Origin of the sequence: Veillonella caviae, from assembly GCF_003992125.1 — a bacterium.
Classification (GTDB): Bacteria; Bacillota; Negativicutes; order Veillonellales; family Veillonellaceae; genus Veillonella; species Veillonella caviae.
Window position 1 is genome coordinate 1 of record NZ_RQUY01000031.1, and the last position, 15,219, is coordinate 15,219.

The 15,219-nt window shown below is 38.4% G+C and carries 13 protein-coding genes, 1 tRNA gene and 1 pseudogene; 1 reads left to right on the plus strand and 14 read right to left on the minus strand.

All coding sequences use genetic code 11. The features are described 5' to 3' along the window. Positions 1-175: 175 nt before the first annotated feature. The 12 genes and pseudogenes from EO120_RS08650 to EO120_RS08705 form a co-directional block, all read right to left on the minus strand. The gene (locus EO120_RS08650; RefSeq protein ID WP_127135073.1) at positions 176-595 is read right to left on the minus strand and encodes a flavodoxin; all 420 of its coding nucleotides are present in this window, start codon (positions 593-595) and stop codon (positions 176-178) included. Positions 596-605: 10 nt separating this feature from the next. Continuing rightward, positions 606-1,172 carry a DUF3793 family protein gene (locus tag EO120_RS08655; RefSeq protein WP_127135074.1) on the minus strand — a complete coding sequence of 189 codons (567 nt, stop codon included), beginning with the start codon at positions 1,170-1,172 and terminating at the stop codon, positions 606-608. Between the two features lie 127 nt (positions 1,173-1,299). Then, positions 1,300-1,935 carry a hypothetical protein gene (locus tag EO120_RS08660; protein ID WP_127135075.1) on the minus strand — a complete coding sequence of 212 codons (636 nt, stop codon included), beginning with the start codon at positions 1,933-1,935 and terminating at the stop codon, positions 1,300-1,302. A 48-nt stretch (positions 1,936-1,983) separates the two neighbouring features. Continuing rightward, a complete protein-coding gene (locus EO120_RS08665) occupies positions 1,984-3,669 on the minus strand; it encodes a glutamine--tRNA ligase/YqeY domain fusion protein (protein ID WP_127135076.1) in 1,686 nt (561 codons plus the stop codon). Positions 3,670-3,714: 45 nt separating this feature from the next. After that, positions 3,715-4,767: a 2-hydroxyacid dehydrogenase gene (locus EO120_RS08670; protein WP_127135077.1), complete on the minus strand. Its 1,053-nt coding sequence runs from the start codon at positions 4,765-4,767 to the stop codon at positions 3,715-3,717. A 325-nt stretch (positions 4,768-5,092) separates the two neighbouring features. Beyond that, a pseudogene (locus EO120_RS08675) lies at positions 5,093-5,995 on the minus strand (pyridoxal-phosphate dependent enzyme); the annotation flags it as partial. A 120-nt stretch (positions 5,996-6,115) separates the two neighbouring features. Then, positions 6,116-6,191: transfer RNA gene (locus EO120_RS08680), tRNA-Lys, on the minus strand. A gap of 119 nt (positions 6,192-6,310) precedes the next feature. Next, a complete protein-coding gene (gene moaA / locus EO120_RS08685; RefSeq protein WP_127135078.1) occupies positions 6,311-7,276 on the minus strand; it encodes a GTP 3',8-cyclase MoaA in 966 nt (321 codons plus the stop codon). A gap of 100 nt (positions 7,277-7,376) precedes the next feature. Beyond that, the gene (locus EO120_RS08690) at positions 7,377-7,820 is read right to left on the minus strand and encodes an MOSC domain-containing protein (RefSeq protein ID WP_127135079.1); all 444 of its coding nucleotides are present in this window, start codon (positions 7,818-7,820) and stop codon (positions 7,377-7,379) included. 190 nt (positions 7,821-8,010) lie between these two features. Next, positions 8,011-9,003 carry a tRNA dihydrouridine synthase DusB gene (gene dusB, locus EO120_RS08695; protein WP_127135080.1) on the minus strand — a complete coding sequence of 331 codons (993 nt, stop codon included), beginning with the start codon at positions 9,001-9,003 and terminating at the stop codon, positions 8,011-8,013. A gap of 62 nt (positions 9,004-9,065) precedes the next feature. Continuing rightward, a complete protein-coding gene (locus EO120_RS08700) occupies positions 9,066-9,833 on the minus strand; it encodes a type III pantothenate kinase (RefSeq protein WP_127135081.1) in 768 nt (255 codons plus the stop codon). Between the two features lie 9 nt (positions 9,834-9,842). Next, the gene (locus EO120_RS08705) at positions 9,843-10,817 is read right to left on the minus strand and encodes a biotin--[acetyl-CoA-carboxylase] ligase (RefSeq protein ID WP_127135082.1); all 975 of its coding nucleotides are present in this window, start codon (positions 10,815-10,817) and stop codon (positions 9,843-9,845) included. Between the two features lie 192 nt (positions 10,818-11,009). Here EO120_RS08705 and EO120_RS08710 point away from each other — a divergent pair, with 192 nt between their 5' ends. Continuing rightward, positions 11,010-12,353 (plus strand): threonine/serine exporter family protein, encoded by a 1,344-nt coding sequence (locus tag EO120_RS08710; RefSeq protein WP_127135083.1) that lies wholly within the window; start codon positions 11,010-11,012, stop codon positions 12,351-12,353. A 120-nt stretch (positions 12,354-12,473) separates the two neighbouring features. Here the strand turns inward: EO120_RS08710 and ftsH are convergent, their stop codons facing one another. Beyond that, positions 12,474-14,366 carry an ATP-dependent zinc metalloprotease FtsH gene (gene ftsH / locus EO120_RS08715; protein WP_127135084.1) on the minus strand — a complete coding sequence of 631 codons (1,893 nt, stop codon included), beginning with the start codon at positions 14,364-14,366 and terminating at the stop codon, positions 12,474-12,476. Positions 14,367-14,558: 192 nt separating this feature from the next. Further along, positions 14,559-15,107, minus strand: coding sequence for a hypoxanthine phosphoribosyltransferase (gene hpt, locus EO120_RS08720; RefSeq protein ID WP_127135085.1), 549 nt, complete (start codon positions 15,105-15,107; stop codon positions 14,559-14,561). Positions 15,108-15,219: the final 112 nt, after the last annotated feature.

Below are 15,219 nucleotides of genomic sequence, written 5' to 3' on the forward strand. Positions count from 1 at the left end.
AACCCTTATAACACTAGATATTTACTAGTATTACAAGGGTTTTTACACACACTTTTTGTCCTATAAGCCTATATCAGAAGCCCAAAGTACAAAATCTATCATTATTACAATACAAAAGAGGCCACCAAACCATAAGTTTGATAACCTCTTTATTATAGATATTGATTTGTTAGGATTAAGCGTTAGCTAGCGTTTTACCTAATTCTTGGCATTGTGCTTTACCATCATCATCAGGCTCGCCCAATATAGCAACACCATCAGCAACGAGTTCGCCACCTGCCTCTTTAATGCGGCTAGCCCAATCTTCTAACCAAGTGCCACCCCAGCCATAGGAACCGAAAATCGCCAATTTTTTACCACTCAGTTTAGCTTCAAGTTCCGTATAAAATGGTTCGAATTCACCTTCTTCTAATTGTTCCGCACCCATGTCTGCACAGCCAAGAGCTAATTTTTCGTATGCTGCTGCATCGTCAACGGATACTTCAGAAACAGCTTTTACTTCTACTTCTTGACCTGCTGATTGAATACCTTCTGCTACAGCTTGAGCCATTTGTTCTGTATTACCTGTACCGGACCAATAAATTACACCAATCATCTTATACCTCCTAGGCCGTTCTCGCGACCAATGAACTAAAAGTTTTTCCCAACATCAATTGAGTTTGACAGTATTCACGACATGCTTTATAACACATAAAAGAGCGTCTAGCACTTACTGTATCAACGTAAACCTTCCACTCTCCACACATTTGGTATCCAGCACCGCGACGAGAAATAAAATATTTTACATCTGTCAGTGGATAGCCTAAAAAAACACCAATCTCATGGGGAAAATCAAGGCTAGACTCCATACGAGTTCGTAAATGTTCGAGCATATCCATGAGACTCATTGCCTCAGAATAGCCATGTGCTTTTAAAAATGTCATAACCGCAGGCTGTCGGACATAAGTTTCTAATTGCTGTTGTCTAAAAACGAGCAGCAATCTACGATTTTTACAGCAACATAGTTCATAAAAGAACAATCCCTTTTTATTGAATTCTTTATTATATTCAGTCAAAACGAATTGGATTTGTTCATTCATGTCCCGTGGAATAGAAACCAAATTCGAGACTTTAATACCTCGAATCGCCGGTGCACAATGAAATCCAATGATATAGTCAATTGAATTCATCATAGTCCTACCTGCCTATTGCATATCTACATAAAAACCATTCTCACAGTTTATTGAGAGTAATTCCTATAACCACATAGTACTCTTGATGAGAAAAATTGTCAAGATAATCGGTGCATTTTTTCAATATTTATTTATTCTTTTGGGTTAATAGATAACTAATTTTAGAGAATACTTTTGCATCACTATCCTCATCTACAGCGATGAAACGGACATTAGGGCCAGCATATTTACTTTCACTAATAGAAATATGCAATATTTCATTATAAGAATTATTATTAATAGCGTTAGTATATTTTAATACACCTACATAAGTGTTACCTTGTTTTGTTAAAGGTGTAACAACACGATAATTACCAAGTTCTGTAGCTTGTCCATTATTGATAGTTGTTATTAAATTACCTACTTGGCTATTATCTCTGCTCACATGCTTTGTATTTACTAAATTATGAGATAGACCTACTACCAAATCTGTAAATATAGAGTAGTTCATTTCATTCTCGTCTTTGATCAATATCGTATATACATTAGCAGATTGGGCTCCAGCATTTAATAATGCTGTTTTGATATCAGTTTTAGATTCATTCGCAAACAATGCTTTTTGTTGTGCATTAGGATACATTATAACCCCGTCGGGCAACTTAGTACCTTCGTAGGAGCTATATCTTGCAACCGTATTGCGAGCATTAATATTAGCAGCCTCACCACTAGCAGGAATTAACCAAGCAATTAGACTAGCCATAACAAAAGGAATTATATATTTCATAGTTTCTCCTAAAAATACCGCCCCACCAAGGGGCGGTATAACAATACATTATTTATTTTGTTGCTTTGCCCAGCTATCACGTAAACCAACGATACGATTTACTACGATATGTTCTGGTTCGCTATCTTTATCGGTTACAAAATAGCCTTGACGCAAGAATTGGAAATGATCACCTGCTACGGTTGTAGCCAACGAAGCTTCCCCTTTACTATGCATAATTTGCAAAGATTCTGTATTGAAATCGGCTATAAAGTCTTTATTATCTGACTCTTCACAAAGTAGATAATCATATAGACGTACTTCCATATCTACAGCCGTAGATGCTTCTACCCAATGCAATGTGCCTTTCACCTTACGAGTACAACCACTTCCGCTCTTCGTTTCAGGATCATAGGTACAATGAATTTCAGTAATATTGCCATTTTCATCTTTTATCACAGATTGGCACGTAATAAAGTAAGCCCCTTTAAGACGCACTTCTTTACCAGGTGCTAAACGGAAGAATTTTTTCACTGGCTCTTCCATAAAATCGCTACGTTCGATATAGATTTCACGACCGAATGTAACCTCACGAGAACCTAACTCTTCATTTTCTGGGTTGTTTTCCACCGTAACAATTTCCGTTTGGCCTTCTGGATAATTATCAATGATAACTTTTACAGGATCTACTACCACCATTGGACGTGGTGCTTTTAATTTCAAATCCTCACGAATACAGAATTCTAAAAGAGCAATATCTACAGTGCTATCTGCCTTAGCTACACCAATACGATTGCAGAAATCGCGAATCGCCGATGGAGTATAGCCACGGCGGCGCAACCCAGAAATAGTAGGCATACGAGGGTCATCCCAACCAGATACGAGTCCCGCCTCTACTAACGCGCGCAACTTACGTTTAGACATAACCATTTTCGTTACATTAAGGCGAGCGAACTCAATTTGGCGAGGAATTTCAGTATCGTCCCAATCTACCAATACCCAATCATACAATGGACGATGCACTTCAAATTCCAATGTACATACAGAATGAGTGATACGCTCAATAGCATCTTCAATAGGATGCGCAAAATCATACATAGGATAAATATTCCATTCAGCCCCTGTACGATGGTGTTCAGCATTTACAATGCGATATAACACAGGATCGCGCATAACAATATTAGGGTCAGCCATATCGATTTTCGCACGCAACACCTTTTCACCATCTTTAAATTTACCCTGTTTCATATCTTCAAAGAGGGCTAAGTTTTCTTCTATAGAACGTTCCCGATAAGGACTATTAGTACCAGGAGTATTAAAATCACCCCGAGTTTGGCGAATTTCCTCTGCCGTTTGATCATCTACATAGGCTTTACCTAAGGAAATAAGTTTTTGGGCATACTCATACATTTGACCGAAATAGTCCGATGCATAGCGTACCTCCCCAGTCCAGTCAAAGCCAAGCCATTTCACATCTTCCATGATGGAATTCACATACTCTACATCCTCTTTTTCTGGATTTGTATCATCAAAACGAAGATTCGTAGAACCATTATATTCTTTACCTAATCCAAAATTTAAGCAGATTGATTTAGCATGTCCGATATGTAAGTAACCATTTGGTTCCGGCGGGAAACGAGTGTGTACACGACCGCCATATACACCTTCTTCATTATCTTTATTTATTTCAGCTTCAATAAAGTTGACGGATACAACTTCTTCTGAAGCAACTGCATTTTCAATATGTTCTGCCATGATAACCTCCTGAAATAATATTCTTTTATTGTACCATATTGCTAATTAGTCTTCAAAGTCAGATAAACTCACACCGGCAGCTTTTAATTCTGCTAAAGCTGTTTCCATGTCCATTTTAGTTTTTTCATAGTTAACTTCTTCATTAACACAGCATTTAAGCGGCTGTTTATGCACACCAGCAATGATATTATCCGCTGTTAAAATAGACATATCATAGCGTGTACGATCTGTATAGGACCCAATATGTGGAACAATCAAACAATTATCGAGGCTTAATAATGGATGATCTGCTGGTAATGGCTCTGGATCTGTTACATCGAGGGCAGCATAATCAATGACACCGTTTTTAAGCGCTTCAATAAGCGCCTCTGTATCCACAATAGGACCGCGACCAACATTGACAAATAATGCGGTACTCTTCATTTTTTTGAAAAACTCTGCATCACACATATGATATGTTTCATCTGTTAATGGCGCCATAATGCAGACAACATCACTAGTAGCCAATAATTCATCTAATTCCATATAAGTTGTTCTATAGATGGCATCATCTTGGCGAGGATGACGATTATGATATACCACGGTCATACCAAAGGCACGGGCTCGCCGAGAAATAGCAAGGCCAATAGCCCCCATCCCGATAATTCCCAGGGTACGGCGACTAAGGTCAAAACCTTTAATATTAGACGGTCTTTCAGCCCAACGACCAGATTTCACAAAGGTCACATTTTCTAAAATGCGACGACTAGCAGTAGCGATAATAGTGAAAGCTAATTCTGCTACAGTTTCATTCAGCACACCTGGCGTATTACCATACGGAATGCCGGCAGCCGTTAATTCATCAATTTTCACATTATCATAACCTACAGCAGCTTGAGCGATAACTTTTAAATTAGGTGCATCTTTTATGAGGTCACCATCTACAGTAAGAGGTCTAACGGACCATAAACCATCTGCTTCTTTTAACCATTCTTTTAATATTTCACGAGGCATAACGGTCTTCTCAGTCCATTGTCTTATCTCTACATGCTCCGCCAAATAAGCCATCGCATCTTTTCTTACAAGACCATTTACAACAACTACAGGTTTCTTCTTCATAATAATTCCTTCTCTATCTCACTAGACAATTACATATAAAATATAAAAAGTAACAAGCCAAAATTCTACCGACCACATTAGTAAAATAAATTACAAAGTTCCATCATATTCATATTGTATACTACTCTACTATAAATATACAATATACACCGAGATGTAAAAAACGAGTAGCCAATCATAAAAGATTAACTACTCGTTTTATACTTACCTATATTAGCGAATTTTACCTATTGTATAATCAGCTTTGTACCATGCCATCTCACAAATACTCATTATGTAAGAGGCGGTATAGGCAAAATTTACTATGTCTGATTATTTCAAGTCCAAAAAACTCGGTAAGCACATTATTTCGATTGGATGCACAAATCAATTTACCAATAGGAATACCCATTTTTTTAGCATAATAAGCAGCAAGGATATTACCAAAATTGCCGGTTGGTACCACTACATTGAAAGCTTCATCCTCATGGATAGCACCTTGAGCAACCAGTTCGGCATAAGCATTAACATAATACACTACTTGTGGCGCTAAACGACCAATATTGATGGAATTAGCACTAGAGAACATAACACCTTTCTCGGCTACTGATTTTGCTGTGTCCACATCGACAAAGAGTCGCTTCAAAAACTGTTGCGCATCATCAAAATTACCATGAATGGCAGTAACATTGACATTATCACCTTCTTGTTTTTGCATTTGTTCAGCCTGCATAGGACTTACGCCATCAGTAGGATAAAAGATTTGAATATGTGTGCCTGAAACGTCTTTAAAACCTTCTAATGCTGCTTTACCTGTGTCACCCGATGTAGCGGTTAAGATAAGAACTTCTTTGGTTTCCCCTTCTGCTTCTTTTGCCGCCACTAGTAAATAAGGAAACAAAGATAATGCCATGTCTTTAAAGGCTTGCGTACGCCCATGAAACAATTCCAATACGGATACTTTTTCTAGCAAAGAGTGCAGTGGTGCAATATCACGAGTACTGAAATTCACATCACTATAAGCATTATTAATCATTTCCTTTAAATGTGCTTCCGAAAAGCATGGGAATAACTTGGCCAATACTACTGCTGCTATTTCTTGGTAATTTTTATCTTTCACATCGCTATAACTCAAGCAATTGCTTGGGAACAATGCGGGTACATATAAACCACCATCTTCTGCTAAACCATGTAATAACGCATATGTCTCATTTACGGCAACAGTGCCACGGGTACTTGTATAATTCATGGGCAACCTCATATAATAAAAATTCTATGGAATCTAGTATTGCTTTATTATAACATAAAAGCATCCAATAAGAAAAAACCACCTCCAAAAATGTTGAAGATGGTTTGTTTATATACGATTTGGTGGACCACCAGGGGATCGAACCCTGGACACCCTGATTAAGAGTCAGGTGCTCTGCCAGCTGAGCTAGTGGTCCATGCATGGCTTAATTATAGACCTAATAAAAAAGAATGTAAAGTATATTTATAACATTTCTTAACCTTTACATTCTGCATATTTTATCCTCAGTATAGCAGAATCTCTAATCAACCTCCATTATCCACCAATACGCCACATAGGTCGTCCTGGAGTATCCATATTAATACCTTTATGTTGCTTGTGTTTTCCTTGTACAACATGTTCGATATACGTTGCTAAGTTCTCTACAGTTATGCCGTTACGAACAAGATATATCAAATCAGATTCATCATCCCTTAACAAGCATACACGCATATGTCCATCTGCAGTGAGACGTAATCGATTACAAGAGTCACAGTAATTATGAGACATAGAGAATATAAGGCCTATTTCCTTGCCACTAGGCAATGCCCAATAAGAGGCAGGTCCAAAACCATATACATCTTTTAAAGGCTGCAGAGCCTCCCCTAAAACACGCTCTAATTGGGATAGCCATTCGTCAAAACTAGGTCCATGAAAGGCACTTCCTTGAAATGGCATATATTCAATAAATCGCCACACTACAGGCCATTGTTCAATATAACTCAACACATCTCGGACTTCTTCATCAGTCCAATAACGCGATAAAACAGTATTAATTTTAACTTGTTTAAATCCAGTCTGTATAGCACTTCGAATACCTGCTAATACAGATGGTAATTGCTTAGATTTCCCTACGCATGTATCAAATACAGCTTCATCTAAGGAGTCTAAACTAATATTAACGCGGTCTAAACCCAATGCATGCAGTTCATTAGCTCGACTCGCCAAGTAACTACCATTAGTGGTAATAGAAATATCTTCAAACCAGTTTGATACGCTAATACGTTCTAACAATTCATTAAGGTGCGGATATAATAAAGGCTCTCCGCCGGTTAACCGCACAGCCCGTACTCCTAATCGATGAAAGGCGCCTAATATAGTCATCCACTCATCGGGAGTTAATAAATGTTCCTGACTATATGGTGTAATTTCTGTGGGTCTACAATAAGGACAACAAAAATTACAAGCCTCCGTCAGCGAAATCCGCACATATTCTATAGTGCGCCCCCATGAGTCTTGCATACTACACCTCGTTATATACTGCAATATATACGAAACCATCATTTATCATACAATTATAGAAATAATAGATTTCACCTATACCTATAGATATTCACTAGGTCTAATCATTGAGAATGCACACTGCATCCCCGACCTGAATAATACCATCTTTAAGAACCTTTGCAAATATCCCCTGTGTGGGCATAATGCATGAGCCAACTTGCTTCATAATTTCACATCCGTGATGGCATTCCTTGCCGATTTGTGTCACTTCTAATAATACTTCATTACCTAATTGCAACTGTGTACCTACAGGTAATTCGTAAAGTACGATACCTTCTACCGTAATATTTTCTGCAAAGTTACCTGGTTTTACGTTGGCCCCTTGATTACGCATATAATCGATGCTAGCAATACCAAGTAAACTAATTTGGCGATGCCATTGGCCTGCATGGGCATCACCAACCATACCATGGTCTACTCGTAATTGAGCAGATTCTATATTATGTTTTTTTTGCCCTTTTTTCTCACTTATAGAGATGGCAGTAATATATCCTTTTACCATTTTGACTCTTCCCTTCTTATGGGAACATAATGCTACTTTCACAAATTATAAAAGATTACATAAGTAACCTGATTGCATTATATCATATTGTGAATTATGTAAGTCTATAAAAATAATCACAAAACTATAGCTAATATATCTAGGGTCATATTTAATAACATACACACATATGAGTCAATGTATTATACGCTTATAAGCCCATCTCTAATAGAATATTTCTATAGACTTGTAACTCGTTTTCAAAGTTCTTAGGGGTATGAATGGTATTCACTCGATTTCGCCAATATGCTGATTCCGGAAGTCCTTTCATATACCACCCTGCATGGGTACGAATTTCTTTCACCCCCAGTGCATCACCTTTGTAATGACACAATAATCGAAAATGTTTTAATAACATATCAAGACGTTCAATATACGTTGGAGCAGGTAATAATTCACCGGTGGTTAAATAGTGATGAGCCCGCTCAAAAATCCATGGGTTACCTTGTGCACCACGGCCAATCATAACCGCATCACACCCTGTTTCATCTATCATCCGCTTTACATCTTCTGGTTCTACAATATCACCATTACCAATAACAGGTATAGATAAAGCTTCTTTAACGGCTTTGATATAAGACCAATCCGCATGACCACAATACATTTGTTCCTTCGTTCTGCCGTGTACCGCTACAGCAGCGACACCAGTACTTTCAATAATTTTGGCAAATTCTACCACATTGATGTGTTCAGAATCCCAACCGATGCGCATTTTTACAGTTACTGGTACCTTAACGGCCTTTACAGCAGCCTCCGCCACACGAGCAGCTAATTCCGGTGTTTTCATCAATGCCGAACCATCACCGCTGGTAACGACCTTTTTCACTGGGCAGCCCATATTAATATCTACAATATCAGCCCCAGCATCTTCTACTACTTTAGCTGCCAGTGCAATGGCTTTTGGATCAGATCCGAATATTTGCATAGATACTGGATGTTCTACAGCCTCCATACGTAATAATTCATGGGTGCGTTCATTCTTATATTTAATGCCCATAGCACTCACCATTTCGGTGCATACCATAGATGCTTTATGAGCCTTAGCAAGTAGCCGATAGGCAATATCGCTAACTCCTGCCATAGGCGCAAGGATAACCTTCCCATCGATAGCAACAGACCCAATAGACCAATTCTGTTCTTTCATATATTCACCTAACAAAACAGGCACAGCCATGCTGTACCTGTTATTTGTACATAATATTGTTACTATTTATTGCGTTCATAAATAAGGCGCAACCCTTCCAATGTGAGCATCGGTTCTACATGATCAATACAATCTGTAGCAGTGCTGATAAGCTGTGCCAATCCCCCAGTAGCTACTACAGTAGCCATACCACCCATTTCAGCTTTCATACGAGATACGAGCCCCTCCACTTGACCTACATAGCCGTAGAACATCCCCGATTGCATAGATGATACCGTATTACGATTGATAACTTGACCTGGGTCTTTCACCTCAATACGAGGTAGTTTTGCTGCCCGTTGAAACAGCGCTTCCGCCGCAATTGTCACCCCCGGTGTAATAACGCCACCGATATAATCTCCATTTCCCATCACCGCACAATAAGTAGTAGCCGTACCAAAATCGATGATAATAAGAGGACCTTTATAGGCTGCATAAGCAGCCACAGCATTGACGATACGGTCCGCACCAACTTCACGAGGATTATCATATTTAATAGCAATCCCTGTTTTTGTACCTGGTCCAACGATAATAGGATTTACATTGAAATAACGCAAACATACTCGTTCTAATGTTGGCATCAATGGTGGTACTACAGAAGATATGATGATAGCAGAAATATCCTTCGCATTCACCTTGCGGTCGTGAAAGAACAGGTTCATCATCAACATACCATATTCATCAGTGGTACGCACTCGATCTGTAGAAATACGCCAATGCCCTACTAATTCCTTTTTATCATAGACGCCGAGAACGATATTGGTGTTCCCCACATCGATTACTAATAACATGTATGCCTCCTATTTGCGCGGTCGTATAGATACATCACCGGCAACGATTCTTTTAATATCTCCATTTAGAGTTTTAACTAACAAATTACCATCTTCATCAATATCCGTTGCGATCCCCTCATAAATATTATCTGGGGCGCGTACTTCGATATCTTGACCTAATGTAACACTCAATTTGCGCCACTCATCTAATGTCTCATCAAATCCTTTATCTAATATTTCATAATATTGATATTCTAGATTCTCTAAGATAATTTTAAACGCTTCCGTTCTTTCGATATCGATACCTTCCATCAGTAATGATGTAGCAATGTGTTTAATTTCTTCTGGTAATTCTTCTTGTTTTGTTTTTACATTAACGCCAATGCCCATGATAATATAGGAAATTTCTTCCATGGATCCAGACATTTCAGTTAATATACCTACCATCTTACGCCCATTTACTAGAATATCATTAGGCCATTTAATACCGGCACTAGTAAGACCCATTTTATGAAACGCTTTTGTTAGTGCTACAGCAGCCATCAATGTACACTTAGGTGCTTCTGAAGGCACAAAATCAGGGCGTAACACCAAACTAAACCAAAGGCCTTTGCCAAACGGAGAGTGCCATCCACGGGATACACGACCACGACCAGCTGCTTGTTCCTCTGAAACGACAACGGTACCTTCTTCAGCACCCTGTTGTGCTAACCGACGAGCTTCTAAATTTGTGGATTCCGTCGTATCCATATATACATATCGTTTGCCAAATACATCTGTATTTAAAATTTGTTTCATTGCCAACGGACTTAACAAATCTGGCTCCTCCAATAATCGATAGCCTCGTTTTGTATAAGATTCAATTTTATACCCCTTTTGACGTAGTGCTTTTATATGTTTCCAAATCGCGGTACGTGATACATGGCATGCTTCTGACATGTCTTGACCGGATACAAATCCACCTTGATTCTCTCGCAAGAATTCTAATACTTCATCACGCATGGTAAGGCCCCCTTTTCTTGACCGTTTACAATTCGATTGTACAAGTGGACCCTTGAAAAAGCAAGAGTTATTTATCAAATTTATAAATAATTATCGATAAATCCTTTATTATATATACTTTTACTAAATATAATGCCATATCTAAATAGATTAATGTATAATAGATATATACTACTATGCTAAGGAGTCTATATGAAACAGTTTACATTGGCTGAAAAAAATGAAGTCCTTGAGAATCCGTTTATACATATTCATAGGAAATTAGATGTACTCTTAACAATCGGCAAATTGTTAATGGAATGCGGTGCTGATACCACCCGCATTACCTCAGAAATGTTAAAGAGCGCTACATTTATGGGCATCCCCCACGAATATTTAAATATTCACATCAGTTACACTACCATTATGATCAACTTCCACCACAAAGAATGCTCTATCACAGTATTCATAAAAACACCGATACACATCCCCAATATGGCTATGATTAATGCAGTATCTAAATTAACGTGGCGAGCCTTTGAACGGCATTACTCTCTAACTACATACGAGACCCAAATCAGTAAATTACAGCATGTAATTAAGGTCTATCCCAATTGGTTAAAAGGTATTGCCTGTGCTCTTGGGTCTGCAGGACTAGCCTATTTGTTTAGCGGCGATATCATCGCCTTACTAGTAACTATCATTTGTTCTCTATGCGGCTATTTCACCCGTACAGTTTCACAAAGACTTGGTTTTAATGAATATATGGGTATCGCCTTAGGTGCTTTTACCGCTATGCTTAGCGCTTATGCATTTTATCTCCATATTGAGCTAGGCTCTTTATTATATGTTCTCGTCTGTTGTACCCTATTTATGATACCTGGTGTACCTCTCATCAACTCTGTTATCGATACTATCAATAATCATATTTTATCGGGTATTACAAGAGCTATCCGAACATTGCTCATCGTAGGAAGCATGACATTAGGTATGGCAATGGCACTATATTTTAGCCCTGTTCCCTCCTTTTCTTTCATAGATATTAAACCTCATGTGTTTACTATTGAACAAATCATTGGATCATTTATGGCCGCCGCCTCCTTTGCTGTTCTCTTTAATGTCCCATCTAGACTACTCACATATATTGGGATCGGCGGGGTCCTCTGCGTCAGCGTCCGCAATCTACTTATCGTTCATTATGGTTTTTCTCTTCCCGGTGCTACTTTTGTAGGTGCCGCAGTGATGAGTATTATTTTAGTGAAGCTATCTACTTGGCTACGCACCTCTGGTCCTGTTCTTGTTGTCCCCTCCGCCATTGCACTAATGCCAGGAATATTATTATATCGATTCATCTTTGATATTCTCCATATCAATAGTCTTGATGAGTCAGGACTCCTCTATATGGCGCAAAACGGCATATCAGGTGTGCTTTGTATTATTGGTATTGCTATTGGTGTAGCTATACCAAATGTAGTGGCACAAAAATATTTAAACCAACAAAAAGAATTACGCATTCAACAATTGATGTCTACACGCCATATAATGGATGGGCAATAAAACAGGTGGTGAACCATAAATGGTTCACCACCTGTTTTATTGATATAAGGATACTACAATTAGACCGAGCTAATTTAACTGAGCCTACGATATGAGCAGTACCACCAAAAACATGGTACCTTATTTAGATACTTCTTCTGTTGTACCTGTTTGTGTCATATCTTCAATAGACTCTAGTGCCGTATCAAGCTTTAAGTCATTAGACTCAATAGGAGCCTTTGTAGTACCGTATTTATGAAGATTTGCTACTGCTTTCGCATCGATTGTTTCTTCTTCTAATAAAGCTTTTGCCATATTATGCAAAAAGTCAATATTATCGCTTAAAAGTTTTTCTACATCACGATATGCTTCATCTACCATACGATGCATTTCTTCGTCAATTTTTCCAGCAATTTCTTCACTGTAATTTCGTTCATGACCAAGATTACGTCCAAGGAATACTTGTTCTTGTTGTTCACCAAATACGATTGGCCCCAACGTATCACTCATACCCCAACGTGTAATCATAGCACGAGCTGTATTTGTTACACTTTGTAAATCGCCAGAAGCACCTGTACTAATTTCATTTAATACTAATGATTCTGCAACACGACCACCTAAAGCAACTCGAATATCTGCAAGCAATTGAGATTTAGTTTTATAATCTTGCTCCTCTGTTGGCAACATCATTGTATACCCTCCAGCATAACCACGAGGAATGATGGTTACTTTGTGAACTGGATCTGCATGAGGTAATAAATGTGCCACAATAGCATGTCCAGATTCATGGTATGCTGTTAATCTGCGGTCTTTATCGCTTACGATATGACTGCGACGCTCAGGGCCCATGCTCACCTTTTCACTAGCCTCTTCCAAATCAGCCATAGCAATCACTTTATTATTATTACGTGCTGCTAATAAAGCTGCTTCATTTAACAAGTTACTAAGATCAGCACCAGTAAAGCCAGGTGTCTTTTTAGCAATAATTTTTAAATCTACATCATCTGCTAATGGTTTATTGCGAGCATGCACTTTGAGGATTGCTTCACGGCCATTCAAATCCGGTCTACCTACTACGACTTGACGATCAAAACGACCTGGACGCAATAAAGCAGGGTCAAGGATATCTGGACGATTAGTTGCAGCGATGGTAATAATACCTTCGTTTGCACCGAACCCATCCATCTCAACGAGCAATTGATTCAATGTTTGTTCCCGTTCATCGTGACCACCACCGAGACCTGCACCACGTTGACGACCAACCGCATCAATTTCATCGATGAAAATAATACATGGTGCATTTTTTTTCGCTTGACCGAAAAGGTCACGTACACGAGAAGCACCGACACCGACGAACATTTCTACGAAATCGGAACCGGAAATAGTGAAAAACGGAACCCCCGCTTCACCAGCTACAGCTTTGGCAAGTAATGTTTTACCTGTACCTGGAGGGCCTGCTAAGAGCACCCCTTTTGGGATAGTAGCGCCAATGGATGTAAATTTACCTGGATCCTTTAAGAACTCTACGACTTCTGAAAGCTCTTGCTTTGCTTCTTCTGCACCTGCAACATCATTAAATTTAACCTTTACATTGCCGTCACCCATCATTTTTGCACGGCTTTTACCAAAGTTCATCACTCGGCCACCGCCACCTTGTGTTTGTTGCATAATAAAGAAAAATACAACTACAAGGATAATGATAGGAATAGCAGATCCTAACAAGCTCATCCACCAGGATGGTTGTTCTGGCGGAGCTGCTGTAATTTCAACGCCATTATCTGTTAATGTTTTGATTAATGTATCATCTGTTGGTGCATAGGACACAAAATCTGTGCCATTCTTTAATTTACCTTTTATTCCATGATCATTGGTAATCGTTACGGATTCAACCTTTTTTTGTTGTACCTGTTGAATAAAACCGGTATAACTCATATCGGCCTTATTCGAATTTTGGCCAGCTAAGGAATCTATCGCAAAAACGAGGGCAGCAATGATAAGTAAGTAAAAGACGATATTTTTACTAAATCGACTCAAAAGATTACTCCTTTCATTTTGAATGCAACCTAATCTGCATAGTGATATGCATTCCTATATTATATCATAAGAAATAAACAAATGCTCTTATAGTTTCACTCTATATGTGGCATGAACATCGCATCTAATAAAGCAACCATTCTGTTCTTCCCCATATGGAGTCATGTTCCATACCAAATATAAGATAATAAACTATTCTTCTTGGTATACGGATTCTTTTAAAATACCTATATATGGCAATTGACGATATTGTTCAGCATAGTCTAAACCATAACCAATAACAAAGTAGTCCGGCACAGTAAATCCGATGTAATCAACATCTACATCTTTTTTACGGCGATCTGGTTTATTTAATAATGCCACTAAACGTACACTTTTAGCACCACGAGCCCGCAAATTGTCTAACAAATAGTGTAGTGTAGTGCCTGTATCTACAATATCCTCTACAACCAGTACATGTTTACCTTCTACGGAACGATCCAAATCTTTTAAAATACGAACTACACCCGTACTTGTTGTACCCTCTCCATAACTAGAACAAGAAATAAAATCAAAGGAAACATCTACGGTATTATCGATGGCACGTGCTAAGTCTGTGAAAAACACAACAGCCCCTTTCAATACACCTACTAAAACGACAGACTCTCCTGCATAATCTTTACTAATTTCAACCCCTAATTCAGCAACACGTGAAGCTAATTGCTCTTGGGTAAACAAAATTTCTTTTACATCTTGATGCATATACAAGACCTCCTGGATCTATATCTAATCTTTGCAATATACTGATATTTTATAACAAATTTAAAAAAAGATATATAAGAAATTATAAAAAGCAGTATAAATCAGCACTGGC

Bases quoted from the DNA above. Each gene is read 5' to 3' on its own strand.
- EO120_RS08705 (WP_127135082.1), bottom strand. From the start codon at position 10,817: ATGCGTGATGAAGTATTAGAATTCTTGCGAGAGAATCAAGGTGGATTT.
- hpt (WP_127135085.1), bottom strand. From the start codon at position 15,107: ATGCATCAAGATGTAAAAGAAATTTTGTTTACCCAAGAGCAATTAGCT.
- EO120_RS08650 (WP_127135073.1), bottom strand. From the start codon at position 595: ATGATTGGTGTAATTTATTGGTCCGGTACAGGTAATACAGAACAAATG.
- EO120_RS08700 (WP_127135081.1), bottom strand. From the start codon at position 9,833: ATGTTATTAGTAATCGATGTGGGGAACACCAATATCGTTCTCGGCGTC.
- EO120_RS08665 (WP_127135076.1), bottom strand. From the start codon at position 3,669: ATGGCAGAACATATTGAAAATGCAGTTGCTTCAGAAGAAGTTGTATCC.
- moaA (WP_127135078.1), bottom strand. From the start codon at position 7,276: ATGCAAGACTCATGGGGGCGCACTATAGAATATGTGCGGATTTCGCTG.
- EO120_RS08660 (WP_127135075.1), bottom strand. From the start codon at position 1,935: ATGAAATATATAATTCCTTTTGTTATGGCTAGTCTAATTGCTTGGTTA.
- EO120_RS08655 (WP_127135074.1), bottom strand. From the start codon at position 1,172: ATGATGAATTCAATTGACTATATCATTGGATTTCATTGTGCACCGGCG.
- EO120_RS08670 (WP_127135077.1), bottom strand. From the start codon at position 4,767: ATGAAGAAGAAACCTGTAGTTGTTGTAAATGGTCTTGTAAGAAAAGAT.
- EO120_RS08710 (WP_127135083.1), top strand. From the start codon at position 11,010: ATGAAACAGTTTACATTGGCTGAAAAAAATGAAGTCCTTGAGAATCCG.
- EO120_RS08690 (WP_127135079.1), bottom strand. From the start codon at position 7,820: ATGGTAAAAGGATATATTACTGCCATCTCTATAAGTGAGAAAAAAGGG.
- dusB (WP_127135080.1), bottom strand. From the start codon at position 9,003: ATGAAAGAACAGAATTGGTCTATTGGGTCTGTTGCTATCGATGGGAAG.